The organism is Pseudomonas sp. 44 R 15 (assembly GCF_900004965.1).
Taxonomy (GTDB): domain Bacteria; phylum Pseudomonadota; class Gammaproteobacteria; order Pseudomonadales; family Pseudomonadaceae; genus Aquipseudomonas; species Aquipseudomonas orientalis_A.
The window spans coordinates 24,634-40,863 of sequence record NZ_CVTU01000022.1; the positions used below are offsets into that span (position 1 = coordinate 24,634).

The 16,230-nt window shown below is 62.8% G+C and carries 12 protein-coding genes; 1 reads left to right on the forward strand and 11 read right to left on the reverse strand.

The window, feature by feature from the left end; translation table 11 throughout:
• Positions 1-57: 57 nt before the first annotated feature.
• Genes BFP93_RS01530 through BFP93_RS01545 form a run of 4 tightly spaced genes read right to left on the reverse strand, consistent with a single transcriptional unit; the run spans position 58 to position 3,851 of the window.
• Positions 58-996 (reverse strand): ABC transporter substrate-binding protein, encoded by a 939-nt coding sequence (locus BFP93_RS01530; protein ID WP_163003348.1) that lies wholly within the window; start codon positions 994-996, stop codon positions 58-60.
• A 28-nt stretch (positions 997-1,024) separates the two neighbouring features.
• Positions 1,025-2,068 (reverse strand): FecCD family ABC transporter permease, encoded by a 1,044-nt coding sequence (locus tag BFP93_RS01535; protein WP_065891673.1) that lies wholly within the window; start codon positions 2,066-2,068, stop codon positions 1,025-1,027.
• A complete protein-coding gene (locus BFP93_RS01540; RefSeq protein ID WP_065891674.1) occupies positions 2,065-3,048 on the reverse strand; it encodes a FecCD family ABC transporter permease in 984 nt (327 codons plus the stop codon). Before BFP93_RS01540 ends, BFP93_RS01535 begins: the two co-directional genes overlap by 4 nt.
• Complete coding sequence (locus BFP93_RS01545; protein ID WP_065888169.1) at positions 3,045-3,851, reverse strand: ABC transporter ATP-binding protein; 807 nt, start codon at positions 3,849-3,851, stop codon at positions 3,045-3,047. Before BFP93_RS01545 ends, BFP93_RS01540 begins: the two co-directional genes overlap by 4 nt.
• A 409-nt stretch (positions 3,852-4,260) precedes the next feature.
• Between BFP93_RS01545 and BFP93_RS01550 the strand changes: the two genes are divergently transcribed.
• Positions 4,261-6,390 (forward strand): TonB-dependent siderophore receptor, encoded by a 2,130-nt coding sequence (locus BFP93_RS01550; RefSeq protein WP_065891675.1) that lies wholly within the window; start codon positions 4,261-4,263, stop codon positions 6,388-6,390.
• Positions 6,391-6,592: 202 nt separating this feature from the next.
• On the opposite strand, the gene BFP93_RS01555 is transcribed toward BFP93_RS01550, so the two are convergent.
• From BFP93_RS01555 to BFP93_RS01585, 7 genes are all read right to left on the reverse strand, one after another.
• Positions 6,593-8,866, reverse strand: a complete 2,274-nt coding sequence (locus BFP93_RS01555) for a TonB-dependent receptor (protein WP_065891676.1) — start codon at positions 8,864-8,866, stop codon at positions 6,593-6,595.
• Positions 8,867-9,015: 149 nt separating this feature from the next.
• Complete coding sequence (locus BFP93_RS01560; RefSeq protein ID WP_065891677.1) at positions 9,016-9,999, reverse strand: siderophore ABC transporter substrate-binding protein; 984 nt, start codon at positions 9,997-9,999, stop codon at positions 9,016-9,018.
• Positions 9,996-10,778, reverse strand: coding sequence for an iron ABC transporter ATP-binding protein (locus tag BFP93_RS01565; RefSeq protein WP_065891678.1), 783 nt, complete (start codon positions 10,776-10,778; stop codon positions 9,996-9,998). Before BFP93_RS01565 ends, BFP93_RS01560 begins: the two co-directional genes overlap by 4 nt.
• Positions 10,775-11,722 carry an iron chelate uptake ABC transporter family permease subunit gene (locus BFP93_RS01570; protein WP_065891679.1) on the reverse strand — a complete coding sequence of 316 codons (948 nt, stop codon included), beginning with the start codon at positions 11,720-11,722 and terminating at the stop codon, positions 10,775-10,777. The genes BFP93_RS01565 and BFP93_RS01570 overlap by 4 nt, the downstream gene beginning before the upstream one ends.
• Positions 11,719-12,663, reverse strand: a complete 945-nt coding sequence (locus BFP93_RS01575; RefSeq protein WP_083203258.1) for an ABC transporter permease — start codon at positions 12,661-12,663, stop codon at positions 11,719-11,721. The genes BFP93_RS01570 and BFP93_RS01575 overlap by 4 nt, the downstream gene beginning before the upstream one ends.
• A complete protein-coding gene (locus BFP93_RS01580; RefSeq protein ID WP_065891680.1) occupies positions 12,660-14,417 on the reverse strand; it encodes an ABC transporter ATP-binding protein in 1,758 nt (585 codons plus the stop codon). The genes BFP93_RS01575 and BFP93_RS01580 overlap by 4 nt, the downstream gene beginning before the upstream one ends.
• Positions 14,411-16,189: an ABC transporter ATP-binding protein gene (locus tag BFP93_RS01585; protein ID WP_065891681.1), complete on the reverse strand. Its 1,779-nt coding sequence runs from the start codon at positions 16,187-16,189 to the stop codon at positions 14,411-14,413. The genes BFP93_RS01580 and BFP93_RS01585 overlap by 7 nt, the downstream gene beginning before the upstream one ends.
• Positions 16,190-16,230: the final 41 nt, after the last annotated feature.

Here is a 16,230-nt window from a genome sequence, read left to right on the forward strand (position 1 = left end):
TGGGCACTATTTAGCCATCACCTGCGCGGCCGCAGCCGCTTACCCAGGCTGGATGGATCACTTTTCCTGCAGGTTGTAATCGCGCTCGCCAATATGCGACAGCAGCAGGTAGGCCGAGCCGATCATGCCCTGCATGGTGTCGGCAAAACGACTTCGGTTGAAATACAGGAACTGATGGTTCTTCACCGCGAACAGGTTCTGCCACTGCGGCGAACGGCGGAAGGCCTCGGTGCCAGCCTGCGAACCGAGCATTTCCTCATAGGTATCGATGATGAAATCACTGTCGAAGTCGCCAATGCGCTCCAGGCTATAAGGCACGTTCTGACGCGCCTCCTTGAAGGCCGACACGCGCCCCAGGCCGAAATCGGCGATTACGTCATCCATGCCGGAACGGCCGATCAGCTGGAAACCGTCCGGATAGACCTCCAGGGTGGTTACCGTGATACGCCCCGGCTCCTTCACCCGCTTGGCGAATTCGCCGACGATCCATTCGTATTCGTTCAGCAGCTTCTGGTAGCGCTGCTGCTTGCCTACCAGTTCGGCCAGCTCCTTGGCGTAAGTCTTGATGTCGGTCTCGCGCGCCGGCAGCAGCACCACCGGGGCAATGCGGCTGAGGCGCTCTTTCAGGTCCTGGTGATAGGACAGTCCGATGATCAGGTCAGGCTTGAGCGCCGCGATGGCCTCGAGATCGGGCGACTGGTGCGAACCCACATAGCGAATACCGGAGACATCGAAGCGCTGCTGAGCGCCACGGAACAACGCGTCCGAGAACATCTTCTTGCGCCCCGTGGACCCGCACGGGGTTATGCCCAGTTCGAGCAGTTGGGTGGTCAGACTGAGGTCATGCAGGGAGACCACGCAACGCGGTGCGACGGGCACTTCGACACGGCCGAAACGGTTCTCGAAGACACGGGTTTCGGCGGCGACAGCCTGCATCGAACTCAGGCCCAACAGTACACAGGCTATCAGGGAAAGGGCTTTGAACTTCACCAACATCTTCGTCATATCCTTAAGTGACCACGCGTCAACGGTTGCGTTGCCGCGCCAGCAAAACCAACAGATAAGGCGCACCGATAATCGCCACCACCAGACCGGCCGGCAGTTGCAACGGCGGCAGCAAGCCGCGCCCCAAAGTGTCACCCAGCAGAACCAGTACGGCCCCGAACAGGGCCGACAGCGGCAACAATGCGCCATGCCGGTCACCGCACAACTGCCGCGCCAGGTGCGGCGCGACCAGACCAACGAAGGTCATCACGCCGATATTGGCCACCGTTGCCGCCGTCAACGTGACGCTGCACAGCAACAGCAAGAGCATTATCACCGGTGCATTCAGGCCGCGACTGAGCGCCACGCTCTCGCCCAGTTGCAGGAGATTGAGCTGGCGATGACAGAACAACAGGGGCGTGCCCGCCACCAGCAGCCAGATCAGCAGGCTCTGCACTTGCGGCCAACCACTGCGATGCAGGCTGCCGCCAAGCCACATCAGCGCCGATTCGACCCGATCGATATTGCCGTAGGTGATCAGCAGATCGGCGACGGCACCGAGCATGGCCGTGAGCCCCACGCCGACCAGAATCAGACGCAGCGGGGCAATGCCGCCGCGCCAGGATAGCGCGACGATAAACAGCGCCACCGCCAGACCGCCGAGCAACGCTGCCAGGGGATAGAGCGACAGCGGCAAGGCCTCCGGCCACAGCACCAGGATCAGCAGCATGGTGACGCTGGCGCCCGCCTCCACCCCGACCAATCCCGGCGCAGCCAGTGGGTTACGCGTCAGTGACTGCATCAACACGCCAGCCAGAGCCATCGCCGCGCCCCCGAGTATCGCCAGCAGGATGCGCGGCAGACGCAACTCCCACAGCACGCTGGCCGCCAGCGCCGTCTCATCATCGGCGAACAGGCTCTGCCAGAGCTGAGCCATGCCCGTCGTGTAGCTGCCTACGCTCGCCGCGTACAACGTTAGGCCCATCAGCAACAAGAGCAGCACCAACGCCGCCAGCACATCGATGGGTCGGCCGACCCAGGGCAACCCGGGGCAACGCCTTGGCGTAGTCAGCCAGCGACTCACTTGAGCTTCCTCAGTACCAGCGCGACGAATACCGGGCCGCCAATCAGCGCGGTGACGATGCCGGTATTGAGTTCGTACGGGCTCACGAGGGTGCGCGCCACTATATCGGCCAGCACCAGCAGCAAGCCGCCCAGCAGCGGCGCGGCCAGCATTAGCTGCCGCAGGTCGTGGCCAACCAGCAGCCGCGCCGCATGGGGCACTACCAGCCCGACAAAACCGATGGGGCCAGCCAACGCCACCGCACAACCGGACAGCAGCACCACGGCCGCCAAACTCAACAGCCGCATCCGCAACAGGTTGACGCCCATGCTGGAGGCCACCTGCGCGCCCAGCCGATAGGCATTCAACGCCCGCACGTTGATCAGGCAAAGCAACATGCCGACGATCAGGTAGGGCCAGAGCCAGCTTGGCAGGTTTGCCCCGCTGATACCCAGCGAGCCGGTCAGCCAGCGACGCAGGCTGTCCAGCCCCTGCTGATCGAGCAACAGCAGAATCGCGGTGATGGCGCCGAACAGCGCGGCCATCATCGCTCCCGAAAGCGTCAGGCGCACCGGATTGGGCGTGCGCCCGGCCAGCAGCATGACGCCGATGGCGGCCACCAGAGCGCCGCTGAAGGCAAACAGGGGAATCATGGTCATGTCATTGCCGGGTAGCACCAGCAAGCCAATCACCACGAACAAGGCCGCACCACTGTTGATGCCGAGGATGCCCGGGTCGGCCAATGGATTGTCGCCCACCGCCTGCATCACCGTGCCGGCCAGCCCCAGGCAGGCGCCCACAACCATCGCCACCCACAGGCGCGGCAGGCGCGAACCGCGGATGACACTGTGATCAGAATTACTCGGGTCATACGCCAGCAGCGCCTGCCAGACATCGCTCCAGGGGATCGACTTGGCCCCCACGGCCAGGTGCAGCGTCGACGCCAGACCGATGCCGATCAAGATCGATAACCAGATCGACCAGCGCCACCCACCCGTCATCGGGCTACCTGGCTGTGAAGTGCGCGAATGCGCGCAGGCGAAGCCGGCACGCACAGAGGATCACCGGAATGTGGATCGATGAGAATATGCGCATCCAGATCGAACACCGCCTTGAGGTTGGCCGCAGTGAAGACCTCGGCGGGCGTGCCCTGGGCGTGCACCTTGCCCTGGCGCAACATCACCAGTTGATCGGCGTAGCGCGCGGCCTGGTTGAGGTCATGCAGAACCGCGACGACAGTGCGTCCCTGGTCACGCAGATCGGCGAGCAATTCGAGCAAGGCGATCTGATGAGCGATGTCGAGAAAGGTGGTGGGCTCGTCGAGCAGGATGACCGGGGTCTCCTGCGCCAGAGTCATGGCAATCCAGCAGCGCTGTAACTGCCCTCCGGACAGGCTGGTCAGGGTGCGGTCCAGCAGCATGCCGACGTCGGCCAGTGCCACGGCGCGGTCGATCGCCTGCTGATCGGCGTCACTCCACTGCTGCCACCAGCTTTGCCAGGGGTAGCGCCCCTGCATGACCAGCTCGCGCACGGTTATCCCGGCAGGCGAAGCGGTGCGTTGCGGCAACAGCGCTATTTGCCTGGCCAGATCACGTCGCGAGAGCTGAACGTGAGGCTTCCCCTGCAGCAGTACGTCGCCGCTGGCCGGGCGTAGCATGCGCGCCAGCACGTTCAGCAACGTGGTCTTGCCACAACCATTGGCCCCGATCAATGCGGTAAAGCAGCCTTCGTGAATGGTCAGACTGATGTCATCGAGCACCTTCAATTCGTCGAATTGAAGATGAAGCCCCATCGCTTTCAACATGCATACACACTCGAATTCGAACCACCGCGCCAGCGCCCTCTTGGCTCAGAGCCAGCGCAGATTGCCGGGCATGCGGGTTCACCGCGAATCTCGTCCAGCTCAGGGCGGACATTGCCTATCGGGCAGCGTCCAGGCCTTGAACATTTATGCGCATTAGCTTGCAGTAATATCTTGGTGATGACAATAACGCGTGAGCTAGTACAAATATTTCTCATTTAGATGTAGAGTTCGCGCGCTATTGCTGACTGCCACGGCGCACTGGCGTGAAGGAACACAGAAAGTCCTCCGCATTGCGCACACATACCAGAAGACCAGAGGATGTACCTTCGCCATGCGCCAGGTTACGCACCTAAGCCACGAACGTTTCGCCCGACGCCCAGCCTTCAGCATTACCGCGCTAGCACTGGCCATGGCCAGCCTGGGCTCGGGCAGCCTGCATGCCGCTGAGACCAACCCGGCAGCCACGGCTGCGCCGTTGGAGATTGATGCCATCAACGTTACCGGGCAAAGCGTTGAGCAGCCCACCGAACATGTGGTCGGCTATGTAGCCAAACGCAACATGAGCGCTACCAAGACCGACACGCCGATCACCGAGACGCCGCAGTCGCTGTCGGTGGTGACGAGCGACGAGATCCGCGACCGCCAGGCGGAAACGTTGGCCCAGGCGCTGAGCTACACGCCAGGGTTCACCGCCAGCGCGACCTCATTCAACCGCACTGCGGACCGCTTCCGCATGCGCGGCTTCTCCGTCGAATCCGCCACCGGTGGCTCGCTGCGCGACGGCCTGCGCCTGCAGAACAACTCCTACGACGGCATTCAGGAACCCTATGGCCTGGAGCGCGTCGAGGTCATTCGCGGCGCTGCCTCGGTGCTCTACGGCCAGCTCTCGCCCGGCGGCATGGTAAATGGCGTCAGCAAGCGCCCAACCGAAACGCCGCTTCATGAGCTGCAACTGCAGACGGGCTCCAATGACCGCAAGCAGCTCGCCGCCGATTTCAGCGGCGCACTGCCCGGTAGCGACACCCTGAGCTATCGCCTGACCCTGCTCAGCCGCAACAGCGACACCCAGCAGGATCATCTCAACGACGACAAGATCTACATCGCCCCGGCGCTGACCTGGCGCCCTGACGAAGACACATCGCTGACCCTGCTGTCCTTCTACCAGAAGACCGATACGCGTTTCCCCGCACCCCTGCCCTATCAGTTGGTCAAAGGTGCGGGTGACGGCACCTTCAAGATCGGCCGCCACGACTTCATCGGCGAGCCGGGCTACGACGACATGAATGGCGAGATGTCGGCCCTGGGGTACGAATTCACCCACCACTTCAACGAACACTTCACGCTTAATCACAAGCTGCGTTACTCCGAGTCCGATGTGAAGTGGAACTACCTGCAAGCTCAGACGTCCGCAGCGGCTATCCGCAATGCCGCCAACACCGGCATCCTTGCACGGCAATACAGTGATCGCCGTGAGCGTGCTCGAACCCTGGGCAGCGACACCAATATCGAATCGAAATGGCAGCTCGGCAGCGTCGAGCACACCGTTCTGGTCGGTTTCGACGGCTATGACACTTCCTACGACTCCCATAACTTCCGAGGCGCAGCCCCCAGCCTGGACCTGAGTCGCTACAACTATGGTCAGCCCGTAGTGGTCAACAAAAACCGCTCCTTAGACCGTGGCTCGCAGCTCGACATGCTGCAAAAAGGTGCCTATTTCCAGGATCAGATCAAGTTCGGCGACAAATGGGTCCTGCAGGTGGGTGGCCGCCACGACTGGGCTGACCAGCAGCAGACAGCGCATCGCAATGGCGCCAAGGCCAGCCAAAGCGACGAAGCCACCACCTGGCGCGCAGGCCTGGTCTACCTGGCGGACAACGGCCTGGCGCCCTACATCAGCTATAGCGAGTCGTTCTTCCCGGTTTCCGTTGCGCAAGTCACCGGCCAGACCTTCACCCCCACCGAAGGTAAACAGTACGAAGTGGGTGTGCGCTATCAGCCCAAGGACAGCAATATGCTGCTCAGCGCAGCCGTCTACGAGCTGACCCAGACCAACGTGCTCAAGCAGGATCCAGCGACCGACGAGTTCCGCCAAACCGGCGAGGAACGCTCCCGCGGTCTGGAGCTGGAAGCCAAGGCGGATATCACCCCGGCACTCAGCGTGATCGCCACCTACGCCTATACCGATGCACGCACCACCAAGAGCGCGATCGCCGCCGAAGTGGGTCAACGTACCGACGAAACGCCCTACCACCAGGCAGCCCTGTGGACCCGCTACGACTTCGTCAACTGGGGCATTCCGAAACTGACCGTGGGCGCCGGCGCTCGCTACATGGGTACAACACAGGCCTCGGGTATGGATTCGGCCATGCCAGCCTATACCCTGTTCGACGCCATGGCGCGCTACCGGATCGACGAACACTGGGACGTGACCGTCAACGCCAACAACCTGACCGACAAGCGCTACGCGCAGTGCAGTTTCTCCACCTGCCTCTACGGTGACGAGCGCACCCTGCTGACCTCGGTGAACTTCAACTGGTGACCCGCCGCTCCGCGCGCCGAGCAAGCCCCTTGCTGCGGCGCGCGGCCTTACCTGCCTGACGGACAGAGGCAGCGGGCGACCCATTCTCCGCTCTGGAGAAACCAGATCCTTGATTAATTCCCACGATGCGTCAGAGAGTTCGTAACGCTTTGCCAACCCGGCATGGCGGCATCCTCGGACGCCCCCACGCTCGGGTTAAAGGTTAGAAATCCACCGACGCCGACAGCTGCAGCGTACGCGGCGTACCCAGGCCACCGGACAATCCGCTGCCGTCGCCGCCGCTGTACGAACCGATCCAGTAGGCACGGTTGGCCACGTTTTCGACATTGGCGCGCAAGGTCACGGGCTTGGACATGACCTTGGTGGTGTAGCGGCCGCCCACGTCAAACACGGTGTAGGACGGCAGTTCCATACGATGGTCGTCGGTGACGTAGCGGCGGCCCACGTAGTTGGTGTTGGCGGTCAGGGTCAGGCCCGGCACCGTTTCCAGGTCGTATTCGGCGCCCAGTTTGGCGATGATCTTAGGTACGCCGGTCACTTGGTTGCCTTCGTTTGATTTGACCAACGCCTTGGTCAGCTCAGCCTGGGTATAGGACGCGCCGCCCATCAGGCGCAGGCCGGGTTGTACTTCACCAAAGAAACTCCATTCCACGCCACGGTTACGCTGCTCGCCGTTGGTGGCGTAGATATTGGTGACAGGGTCGGTGTAGGCGCTGGGTTTTTCAATCTGAAACACGGCCAGGGTGGTGGCGAAGGTGCCCAGGTCGAACTTGGCGCCGGCCTCATACTGCTTGGTCTGGTAAGGGCTGAGGATTTCACCCGAGTTGGCGGCGCTGGTGGGTGCCGTGCCTCCTTGGGACAACCCTTCGATGTAGTTGGCATAGAGCGAAACGTCGTCGGTGACCTTGACCAGCAACGCCGTCGCCGGCGACACCTTGCTGTCGCTGTAGCGGGACGTCTTGACCCGGGCCGGCGTCAGGCCGGCGCTTTCCACGGTCTGGTTGCGCCAGCCTACGGTCCATTGCACGCGGCCATCGAGGAACGACAGGGTGTCGAGGAACGCAAAGCTTCTCAGCTTGGCTTCGCTGCGGGAGGTGACGGCGCCATATTTGCCCAGGGGCGGTGTCGGGCCGAAGTCGAGGTTGTCGTAGTTGGTGACCACATAGTTGGGGATCATCAAGTCCTTGTAGCTCATCTCCGTTTTGTACTGGGTGGCGGCCACAGACCAGGCGTGGCCTACCGGGCCGGTGTCGAACGTGCCCTTGAGGCCGGCTTCACCGGACTTCTGCGTGCCCTGCCCGTCCGAGCGATAAGCCAGCACGTTGATGTCCCCGGTGTTGTTGATCAGCGTGTCACGGGTCATCAGGGCATTGCGGCCACCGTCGCGCTGGCCATAGGCGGCAAAGGCGGTGAGCGAGTCATTCAGGTCGACCTCGCCACGGACCAGCACGGTTTCGGTGTCGTTGATGGTGTAGGCCCAGTCCGGTGCCAGGGAGTGGTTGCCCTTCCTCGGGCTGGGCACTTTATTGACCGCCGGCGAGATGCCGATGCCGAAATAGGTGGCGCCATCCAGGCGCTCACGCTGCTTGTAAGCGTCCAGGGACAGGCGTACGCGCTCAGTGCGCCAGTCCAGGCCCAGGGCGTTGAGTTGCATTTTTTGCTGCTGGTCGTTCACGCTGGTGTCGCCATCGCGGTACACGCCGTTGTAGCGGATACCGAACTGGTTCTGCTCGCCAAAACGTCGACCCACGTCAGCGTGGGCGCCGTACAGCCCCCTGGATTCGTAACTGGTGGTGATCCGCGTCAGCGGTTCGTCGGCGGCGCGCTTGGGCACCATGTTGATGCTGCCGGCGACGCTGCCATCGGGCGGCATGCCGTTGAGCAGTGCGGACGGGCCCTTGAGCACTTCGATGCGCTCGGCCAGTTCGGTCGAACCGCGCAGGTTCGGCGCCATGCCGGCCAGGCCGTTGAAGGTGACGTCGTTGGCGCTGGTGTTGAAGCCGCGGATGAAGAAGGTTTCGAGGATGGACCGCTTGGACGGCACGTTGACCGACGGGTCAGTGGCACCAATCACCGAGCCGATGTCCTTGGCCTGGTGGTTGCGTACGAATTCATCGGTGTAGCTGATGGCGTTGAACGGTGTTTCCATGAAGTCCTTGTTGCCCAGCAGCCCGATACGACCGCCCGTGGCGACCTGCCCACCCGCGTACGCAGGTGGCAGGTCGTCGGTGGCGAGCCGCTCGCCCACGATGGTGGTTTCCGACAGCACCAGGCGGTTCTTTTCCGCTTCGGGCCGGGCCTCGGTGGCCGGCTCCGGTTCAGGCGCCGCCGACACGGCCAGCGAGCCGCCGCTCAAACCGAGCAGCAAGGCCATCTGCACGGCGCAGAACGTGCGGTTCAAGGTAAACGGGAAAGTACGCGGTGTGGCCTGGGATAAATCAGGGTGGGCGCGAGTTGGGCGGCCGTGTTCCGACATGCTGGATTCCTTTCGATGCGAAGTATTGAAGTGCATTCACTAGGATTCCGTACCAGAACCACAAACCCTCAACCTAAATGATAAATATTCGCAAGAAAAAACCGCAACCTGAATGGCAGCGGCTTTGGGTACACGAACGCGTGTCTGGATCAGCCTTTGTAGCCTTGCACCACCTCGTCCGCCATGCGGTTAAGGCAGGTCACACTGGCCGTGCACAGGTACCAGGTCTGGGCGTCGACGAAGATCACGCGGCCGTTGTTCCATGCCTTGGTCTTGCGCAACAGGGGGTTGTCCAGGCTCTTGAGGTCGAGGGCCGGGCGGTGCTCCATCACTGCCGTGCGGTCGATGACGTACAGAATGTCCGGGTCGGCCTGCTGAATGAACTCATTGGAAATCGGCTGGCCATGCAGGCCGGCCTCGATGTCGGGGCTGGCCGGTTTAACGCCCAGGGTGTCGAACACAAAACCGTAGCGTGATTTCACGCCGTAGGAGGTAAAGGCACCGTTGTTATGCAGCACGATCAAGGCCTTCTCGGGGCGACCGGCAGTGACTTGGCGGGTCTGCTCGACCTTGGCATCCATCTCCGCCACTTTCTGGCGGGCCAGTTCCGGCTTGGCGAGGATGCGCCCCAGCAGGGTCAAATGGGCCTTGGCGGTCTCGATGAAATTGCCTTTTTTGTTGGTCAGGTCCACGTCGTCGTACACGGTTGGCGCAATCTGGCTGAGTTCCTTATAGCTCTGGGCCTGCAGTGGAGAGATCAGGATCAGGTCGGGCTTGAGCGCATGCAGGCGCTCCAGGTTGGGCTGGATGGTCGTGCCCACATCCGCGACATTCGTGTCGTCACGGTAGCGAGTGAGGAAGCTGGCGACGTAGTCCTTGGCGATGCCGACCACCGGGGCCCCGAGTTGATCCAGGGTGTCGAGCTCGCTCATGTCGAAGGCCACTACCCGCTGGGGCAACTGAGTGACTACGGTGGTGCCCAGCGGATGCTCGATGGTGATCGGCGCGTAGGCCGCCTGCGCCGCGACCGGGGCCTTGGCCTCCGGTGCCGGTTTGTCACACCCCTGCAGCCCGGCCGCCACGGCCATCGTCAGCAGCAGCGCGCGCATTCTGTTCGTGTGATCAGTGCTCATGTCAGTTCCCTTGAAGGTGATGGGTTGAAGTAGTTGCAAACGAAGCCTTGTTGGCTGTGCAGAATCTCGAAATCCAGGTCGAACAGCTCGCGCAGGTTGGCCTCGGTCACTACCTGGTCGACCGGGCCGTGACGGTGGATGGCGCCGCCCTTCATCGCCACGATATGGTCGGAATAATTGGCCGCGAAGTTGATGTCATGCACCACCAGGATCACTGTGCGACCTTGCTCATCACACAGGCGGCGCAAGGCGCGCATGATGTGAACAGCGTGCTTCATGTCGAGGTTATTGAGCGGCTCATCCAGCAACAGGTAATCGGTTTGCTGGGCGATGGTCATTGCCAGGAACGCCATCTGCCGCTGCCCGCCGCTGAGCTCGTCGATGTAGCAAAGGCGCAGCGGTTGCAGTGAAAGAAACTCGATGGCTTCGTCGATCACCACCCGGTCCTGGGCGGTGAGTGCGCCTCGGCTGTAGGGGAAACGCCCGAAAGCCACCAGTTCTTCGACGGTCAGGCGCAGGTTGAAATCCGGCGACTGACGCAAGGTGGCGACGCGCTTGGCATAGTCACGCACCGGTACGTCGGCGATGTTGCGCCCGCCTATCAGTACATCGCCACGGGTAGGCGTCAACAGACGGGCGATCAACATCAACAAGGTGGATTTGCCCGCTCCATTGGGGCCGATCAATGAGGTCACTTGCCCCGGTGGGAACTGCACGCTGACGTCACTCAGCACATGCTTGGCGCCATAGGCTTTGTAGACGTGTTGCAGAGAGATCATGCGGTGCCTCGGGTTCGGATCATCAGCGCGAGCAAATACACACCGCACACCAGGTTGATGAGAATGCTCACGGAGGTGTTGTAGTTGAGCCATTGCTCCACCAGGTACTGAGCGATGATGAAAATGCCAATGGCAATCGCACAGCCCAGGGGCAAGGTGACCCGGTGCCGCGTGGTGCCGGCCAGGGCGTAGGCGATGTTGGCGACGAACACGCCCATGAACGCGGTCGGCCCCACCAGGCTGGTGGACACCGCCACCAGAATGGCGATCAGGGCCAGTTGCAGGTGCACGCTGCGTGGGTAGTCGACCCCCAGGGAAATCGCCTGGTCACGTCCCAGGGCCAGGACATCGAGCACCGGCAACGTGCGCTGGGCGATGAAGCACACCGCCGCCACCAACACGCCCGAATAGATCACCTGCCCCGGTTGCGCCTTGTTGAACGAGGCGTAGTTGAATCCCTGGAAAATCGAGAACTCCCCGGGGCTGATCTTCAACTGGATGAATTGGGTGAAGGTGCCCATCACCATGCTCAACACCAACCCCAGCAGCAACAGCAGGTACACGTTGTGACTGCCATTGCGCAACAGCCAACGGTGGATGAGCCACGAATAGCCGAGCATCAACAGCACCGATAACAGCACGTTGCCGTCACGCCCCAGCAGCAGGCTCTTGGTGCCCAGCAGCAGAATCAGCAACGCCTGGAACAACAGGTAGATCGCCTCGTAGCCCATGATCGCCGGCGTGAGGATGCGGTTGCCGGCGATGGTTTGGAAAATCACCGACGAATACGCAATGCACACGCCGGCAATGCCGATTGCGGCCAGGCGGGTAAGCCGCTTGGGAATGACGTAATCGAAATCCAGGCCCGAGCCCAGCAACAGGAACCCAAGGGCCAGCAACAGGACCAGCAGCCAAAGGCCATAACGGGTAGCCATGTGTCTCATGTGTACTTCCGGATCAGCAGCACCAGGAACACCACACCGCCAATGCAGCCGGCAGTCAGGCCGATCGGCACTTCGAAGGGGTAGATCAGCAGGCGGCCGAGGATGTCGCAAATCAACAGCAACGAGGCACCGCACAGGGCGACGATGGGCAGCGTGCGCTCCAGGTTTTCACCGTAGTGCAGGGCCACCAGGTTGGGAATCACCAGCCCGACGAAGGGAATCGCGCCCACGGTAATCACCGTGGCGGAGACGGTGACGGCCACCAACATCAAGCCCAGCGCCGCGTTGGCGGCGTAGTTCAGGCCCAGGCTGCTGGCCATGCCCTCGCCCATGCCCAGTACGGTGAAACGATGGGCATACAGGTAGGTCAGCACGACGATGGGCAGGATCAGGTAGATGATCTCGTAATTGCCCTGCACGATCTTCGAGAAATCGCCGAGCATCCAACCCTGCATGCTCTGCAGGATGTTGTGGCGGTAGGCGTAGAACTCGGCGACGGCGCTCAGCACGCTGCCGTACATCAGGCCGATCACCGGCACCATCACGGTGTTCTTGAACTGGATGCGCCGGATGATCGCGACATAGATCAGGCTGGCGGCAAAGCAAAAGGCCAGGGCGAACAGCATTCTGCCGGCGGCCCCGGCGCCCGGCGCGACCGTCAGGGAAATCAAAATGCCCAGCTTGGCGGCATCCAACCCACCGCTGGTACCGGGCTCGACGAAGCGGTTACGCACGATCTGCTGCAGGATCACCCCGCACACGGCCAACCCGACCCCGGTGAGGATCAGCGCGGCCAGGCGTGGCAGCCGGCTGGCGGTGAGGGTCAGCCAGGCGTCGTCGGAAAAGCTCAGCAGCTCGACCCACGACACCTGCTTGACCCCCACCATCAGCGACAGGCCGCACAGCACGACAAACAGGACGACTACTGCTGTACGACTCAAGAAGCGTCCTCACCCGCGATCCGCCAGCCTTTTGCCGCCCTGCGCTGGGCAAGAAAGTGGGCATACAGCCCGGGTTGGGCGCTCAATTGGGCATGGGAACCTTGCTCGCTGAGCCGGCCTTGATCGAGCACCAGGATCTGGTCGGCCATGACCACGGTCGACAGCTGGTGGGCGATAACGATCAGCGTGCGTTTGCCACGCAGCCGCGCCAGCGCTTCGGCGATGGCGGCCTGGTTTTCGGCATCAAGGGCCGCGGTGGCTTCGTCGACCAGCAGGATCGGCGCATCCTTGATCAGCGCACGGGCGATGGAGATCCGTTGGCGTTCGCCACCGGACAAGCGTGCCCCGCCCTCGCCCACCGGTGTGTCCAGGCCCTGGGGCAGTCGCTCGATGATTTCCAGCACGCCGGCTTGTCGCGCCGCGTCCATCACTTCGGCATCGCTGGCCGCTGGTTTGCCGATACGGATGTTGTCGGCAATGCTGCCCTGGAACAGGTAGGCATCCTGGAAAATCTGGCTGATCTGGCCGGCCAGTTGCTCACCGGACATCTGGCGCACGTCCACGCCGCCGACGCTCACGTGGCCCTGGGTCACATCGAAGAAGCGTGCGATCAAGCGCACCAATGTGGTCTTGCCCGAGCCGGAAGCGCCCACCAGTGCGGTCATGCTGCCCGGTTCGATGCGCAGGCTGACCTCGCGCAGCACGTCGGGCTGGCCCTCGGCATAGGCGAAACTGACGTTGCGCAGTTCGACGCTGCTATCGACAGGCGCCTCGGGGGCCTGTGGCTGCGGCAGCGGCTTGACTGCAAAAATCTCGCGCACCGCGCCCAACTGGCCACGGGCACCGCGCAGCACTTCGCTGTAGCCGGCCACTTCCAGCAGCGGGTCGATAAAGCGGCTGACCAGCAATAGCGTAATCATCACGGCGATGACCGAGCCTGCTTCCAGGCCGGCGCCCAGCAGGTCGCCCAGCCACAGGGTGGCAGCCACCAGCAGCGCAGCAAAACCGGCCTGCACCGCCCACGCATTGAACACCACCGACATCGCCGATACGTGGATCAGATGCCTGGCAGCCTGCTGCTGGCGACCGATGGCCTGTTCGAGGAACCGGGTACCGCCGTCCTCGCCATTGAAGGCACGCAGTACCGACTGCGCCTGGGCGAACTCGACCATGCGCTGGCTGGTCAGGGCGGCGTTGTGCTGGAAGTCGTGGTCGGCTCGCTGCCCCAACCGCGCCGTCAACACGAACACGCCCAGCAGCACCGGCAGGGTCGCCAGGGCCACCAGGCCCATTGGCCAGTGCAGGATGAACAGCGCGATGAGAATCACCACCGGCGTGACCACACCGGTCAACAGTGGTGTGAACACGTGTGCGGGCAATTGCGCCATTTCCATCATGCCCGAGGTCGCCAGGTGGCTGAGCCGCGCCGTGTTGTGCGCACTGAACCAGCCGACGGGCAACTGCGCCACATGGTCGCCAAGGCGGTGTCGCCCGCGCTGGAGCACGGCGATGCCGACGCGGATGCCGGCTTTTTCGACGCTGCGTCGCAGTGCCCAGCACACCACCACACCGATGACCAGCGCGATCAGCCACTGCGCGGCGGCGCGGGTATCCCCCGCCAACAAGTGGGTGAGGATCGGCACCAGCATGACAATCGTCACCCCGCAGAGCAGGCCATAGACCAGCGCCATCGCCAGGTAGCGGCGCAGCACCGAAGCGTCTTCGCCGAGCAGTTGAATAAAGGTTTTCAGCATGACGACACCGCCTGTTCCTTGGCTTGTTCATAACCGCCCAACGCCCACAGCCTGGCGTAGCGACCTTTGCGCGCGAGCAACTCGGCGTGGGTGCCTTGCTCGCAGAGGGTGCCGTTGTCGATCAGGATGATCTGGTCGGCGTGCATCACCGTGTCGAGCCGGTGAGCGATCACCATGAGCGTGCGCCCCTGGGCGAATCGCGACAGGGCTTGTTGCAGCTTGACCTCATTCTCGGCATCGGCTGCCGCCGTGGCTTCATCCAGTACCAGCACGGGTGGGTCGAGCAACACGGCGCGGGCGATGCTGACGCGCTGCAACTCACCGCCGGAAAGCTGTGCATCTTCACCGATCACCGAGTCATAGCCCCGTGGCAGGTCCAGGATGCGTTCGTGGATGTTCGCAATACGCGCGGCGGCCTCGATTTCCTGCTGGCTGGCCGAGGGACGGCCCAGGGCGATGTTGTCGCGCAGGCTGGCGTGAATCAGGCGTACCTCCTGCAACACGAAACCGATACGCCGGTACAACTGGGTGCTCTCGATGTGGCGCAGGTCGACACCCCCCAGGGTGATACGCCCTTCGGTAGGGTCGAAAAAACGCAGCAGCAGGCGCGCCAGGGTCGACTTGCCGGAACCGGATGCGCCGACGATGGCGGTCACGGTGCCCGGCTTGAGGGTGAAGTTCAGGTCCTGGAGCACCGGGGCGTCGTCGTTATAGTGGTAGCTCAGGTGTTCGACGCGAATTTCAGCGTTTGCCGGCAGTGGTGCTGACGCGCCTGGCAGGGTTTCGAGCACCGGGGTTTGCAGCAGGGTCTGCACGCGCTGGGCGGCGGCGGTCGCGTTGTTCAGGTCGTGGGTGATATAGCTCAGCAGCAACAGCGGCGCGCAGATGCCTGGAGCGACCAGCGCAAACGGCAGGATGTCCACCGGAGCCAGCCAGCCCTGGCTCACCCCCAACGTACCGGACGCCAGCACCACACCGAGTACCGCCACGGGCGTGATCATGGCGTGGGCGTTGGCCATTGCACTGACCAGTGGCCGGGTGAAGTCGGTAAACGCAGCGGCAAAGGCATCCACCGCACTCCGGTAACTGCCATGGGCCTTGCCCTCGGCGCCAAATGCCTTGACCACGGGAATGCCGTTGACGAACTCGATCACGGCATTGTTGATGCGCATCATGCCGGCGCCGAACGCTTGCATGTTCGCGCCACTGGCCTTGGTGGCGCGGGTGAAAAACAGGAAAAACAGCGGGAATGGCAGCAGCGAGACAATCGCCATGCGCCAGTCCATGGCAAACAGGTAGAGGATAGCGATGATCACCGCCCCAAGCGTACGGCCGAGGGTGGTGAAAAAATGCGCCGTCAAGCTGTGCAAGGTGCCGATGTCATCCTGCATCGCCTGCTTGACCTCACCCGAAGCACGACGGGTGAACCAGCCCAGCGGCACCCTGGCCAACCGGCGGGTGATGGCCTGGCGCAGGTGGCCGGTGATGTGGTTGTCGGCCAGGTGCGCGACCATCTCCCCCAGCGAAATCAAGGTCATGCCCAGGAACAGGCAGGCCAGGCTGACGCCGACTACTTGCCAGACCGGGCCTTGCAGCTGGACCCAACTGGCTGCGTCACCCATGGCCAGTCGCGCAATGTGGGCGATGCCGGCCAGGGGCACCAGGGTCAGCATGGTCCCAAGGGCGGCCAGTACCGCGGCAAGTATCAGCCGCCCGCGAATGGGGCGTAATACCTGGGATACCGAACCGATGGGTGTGTCTTTAACGCTCATGAGCTCTCCTGAATAACCACTGCCGGCCACCGTGTGGCGTA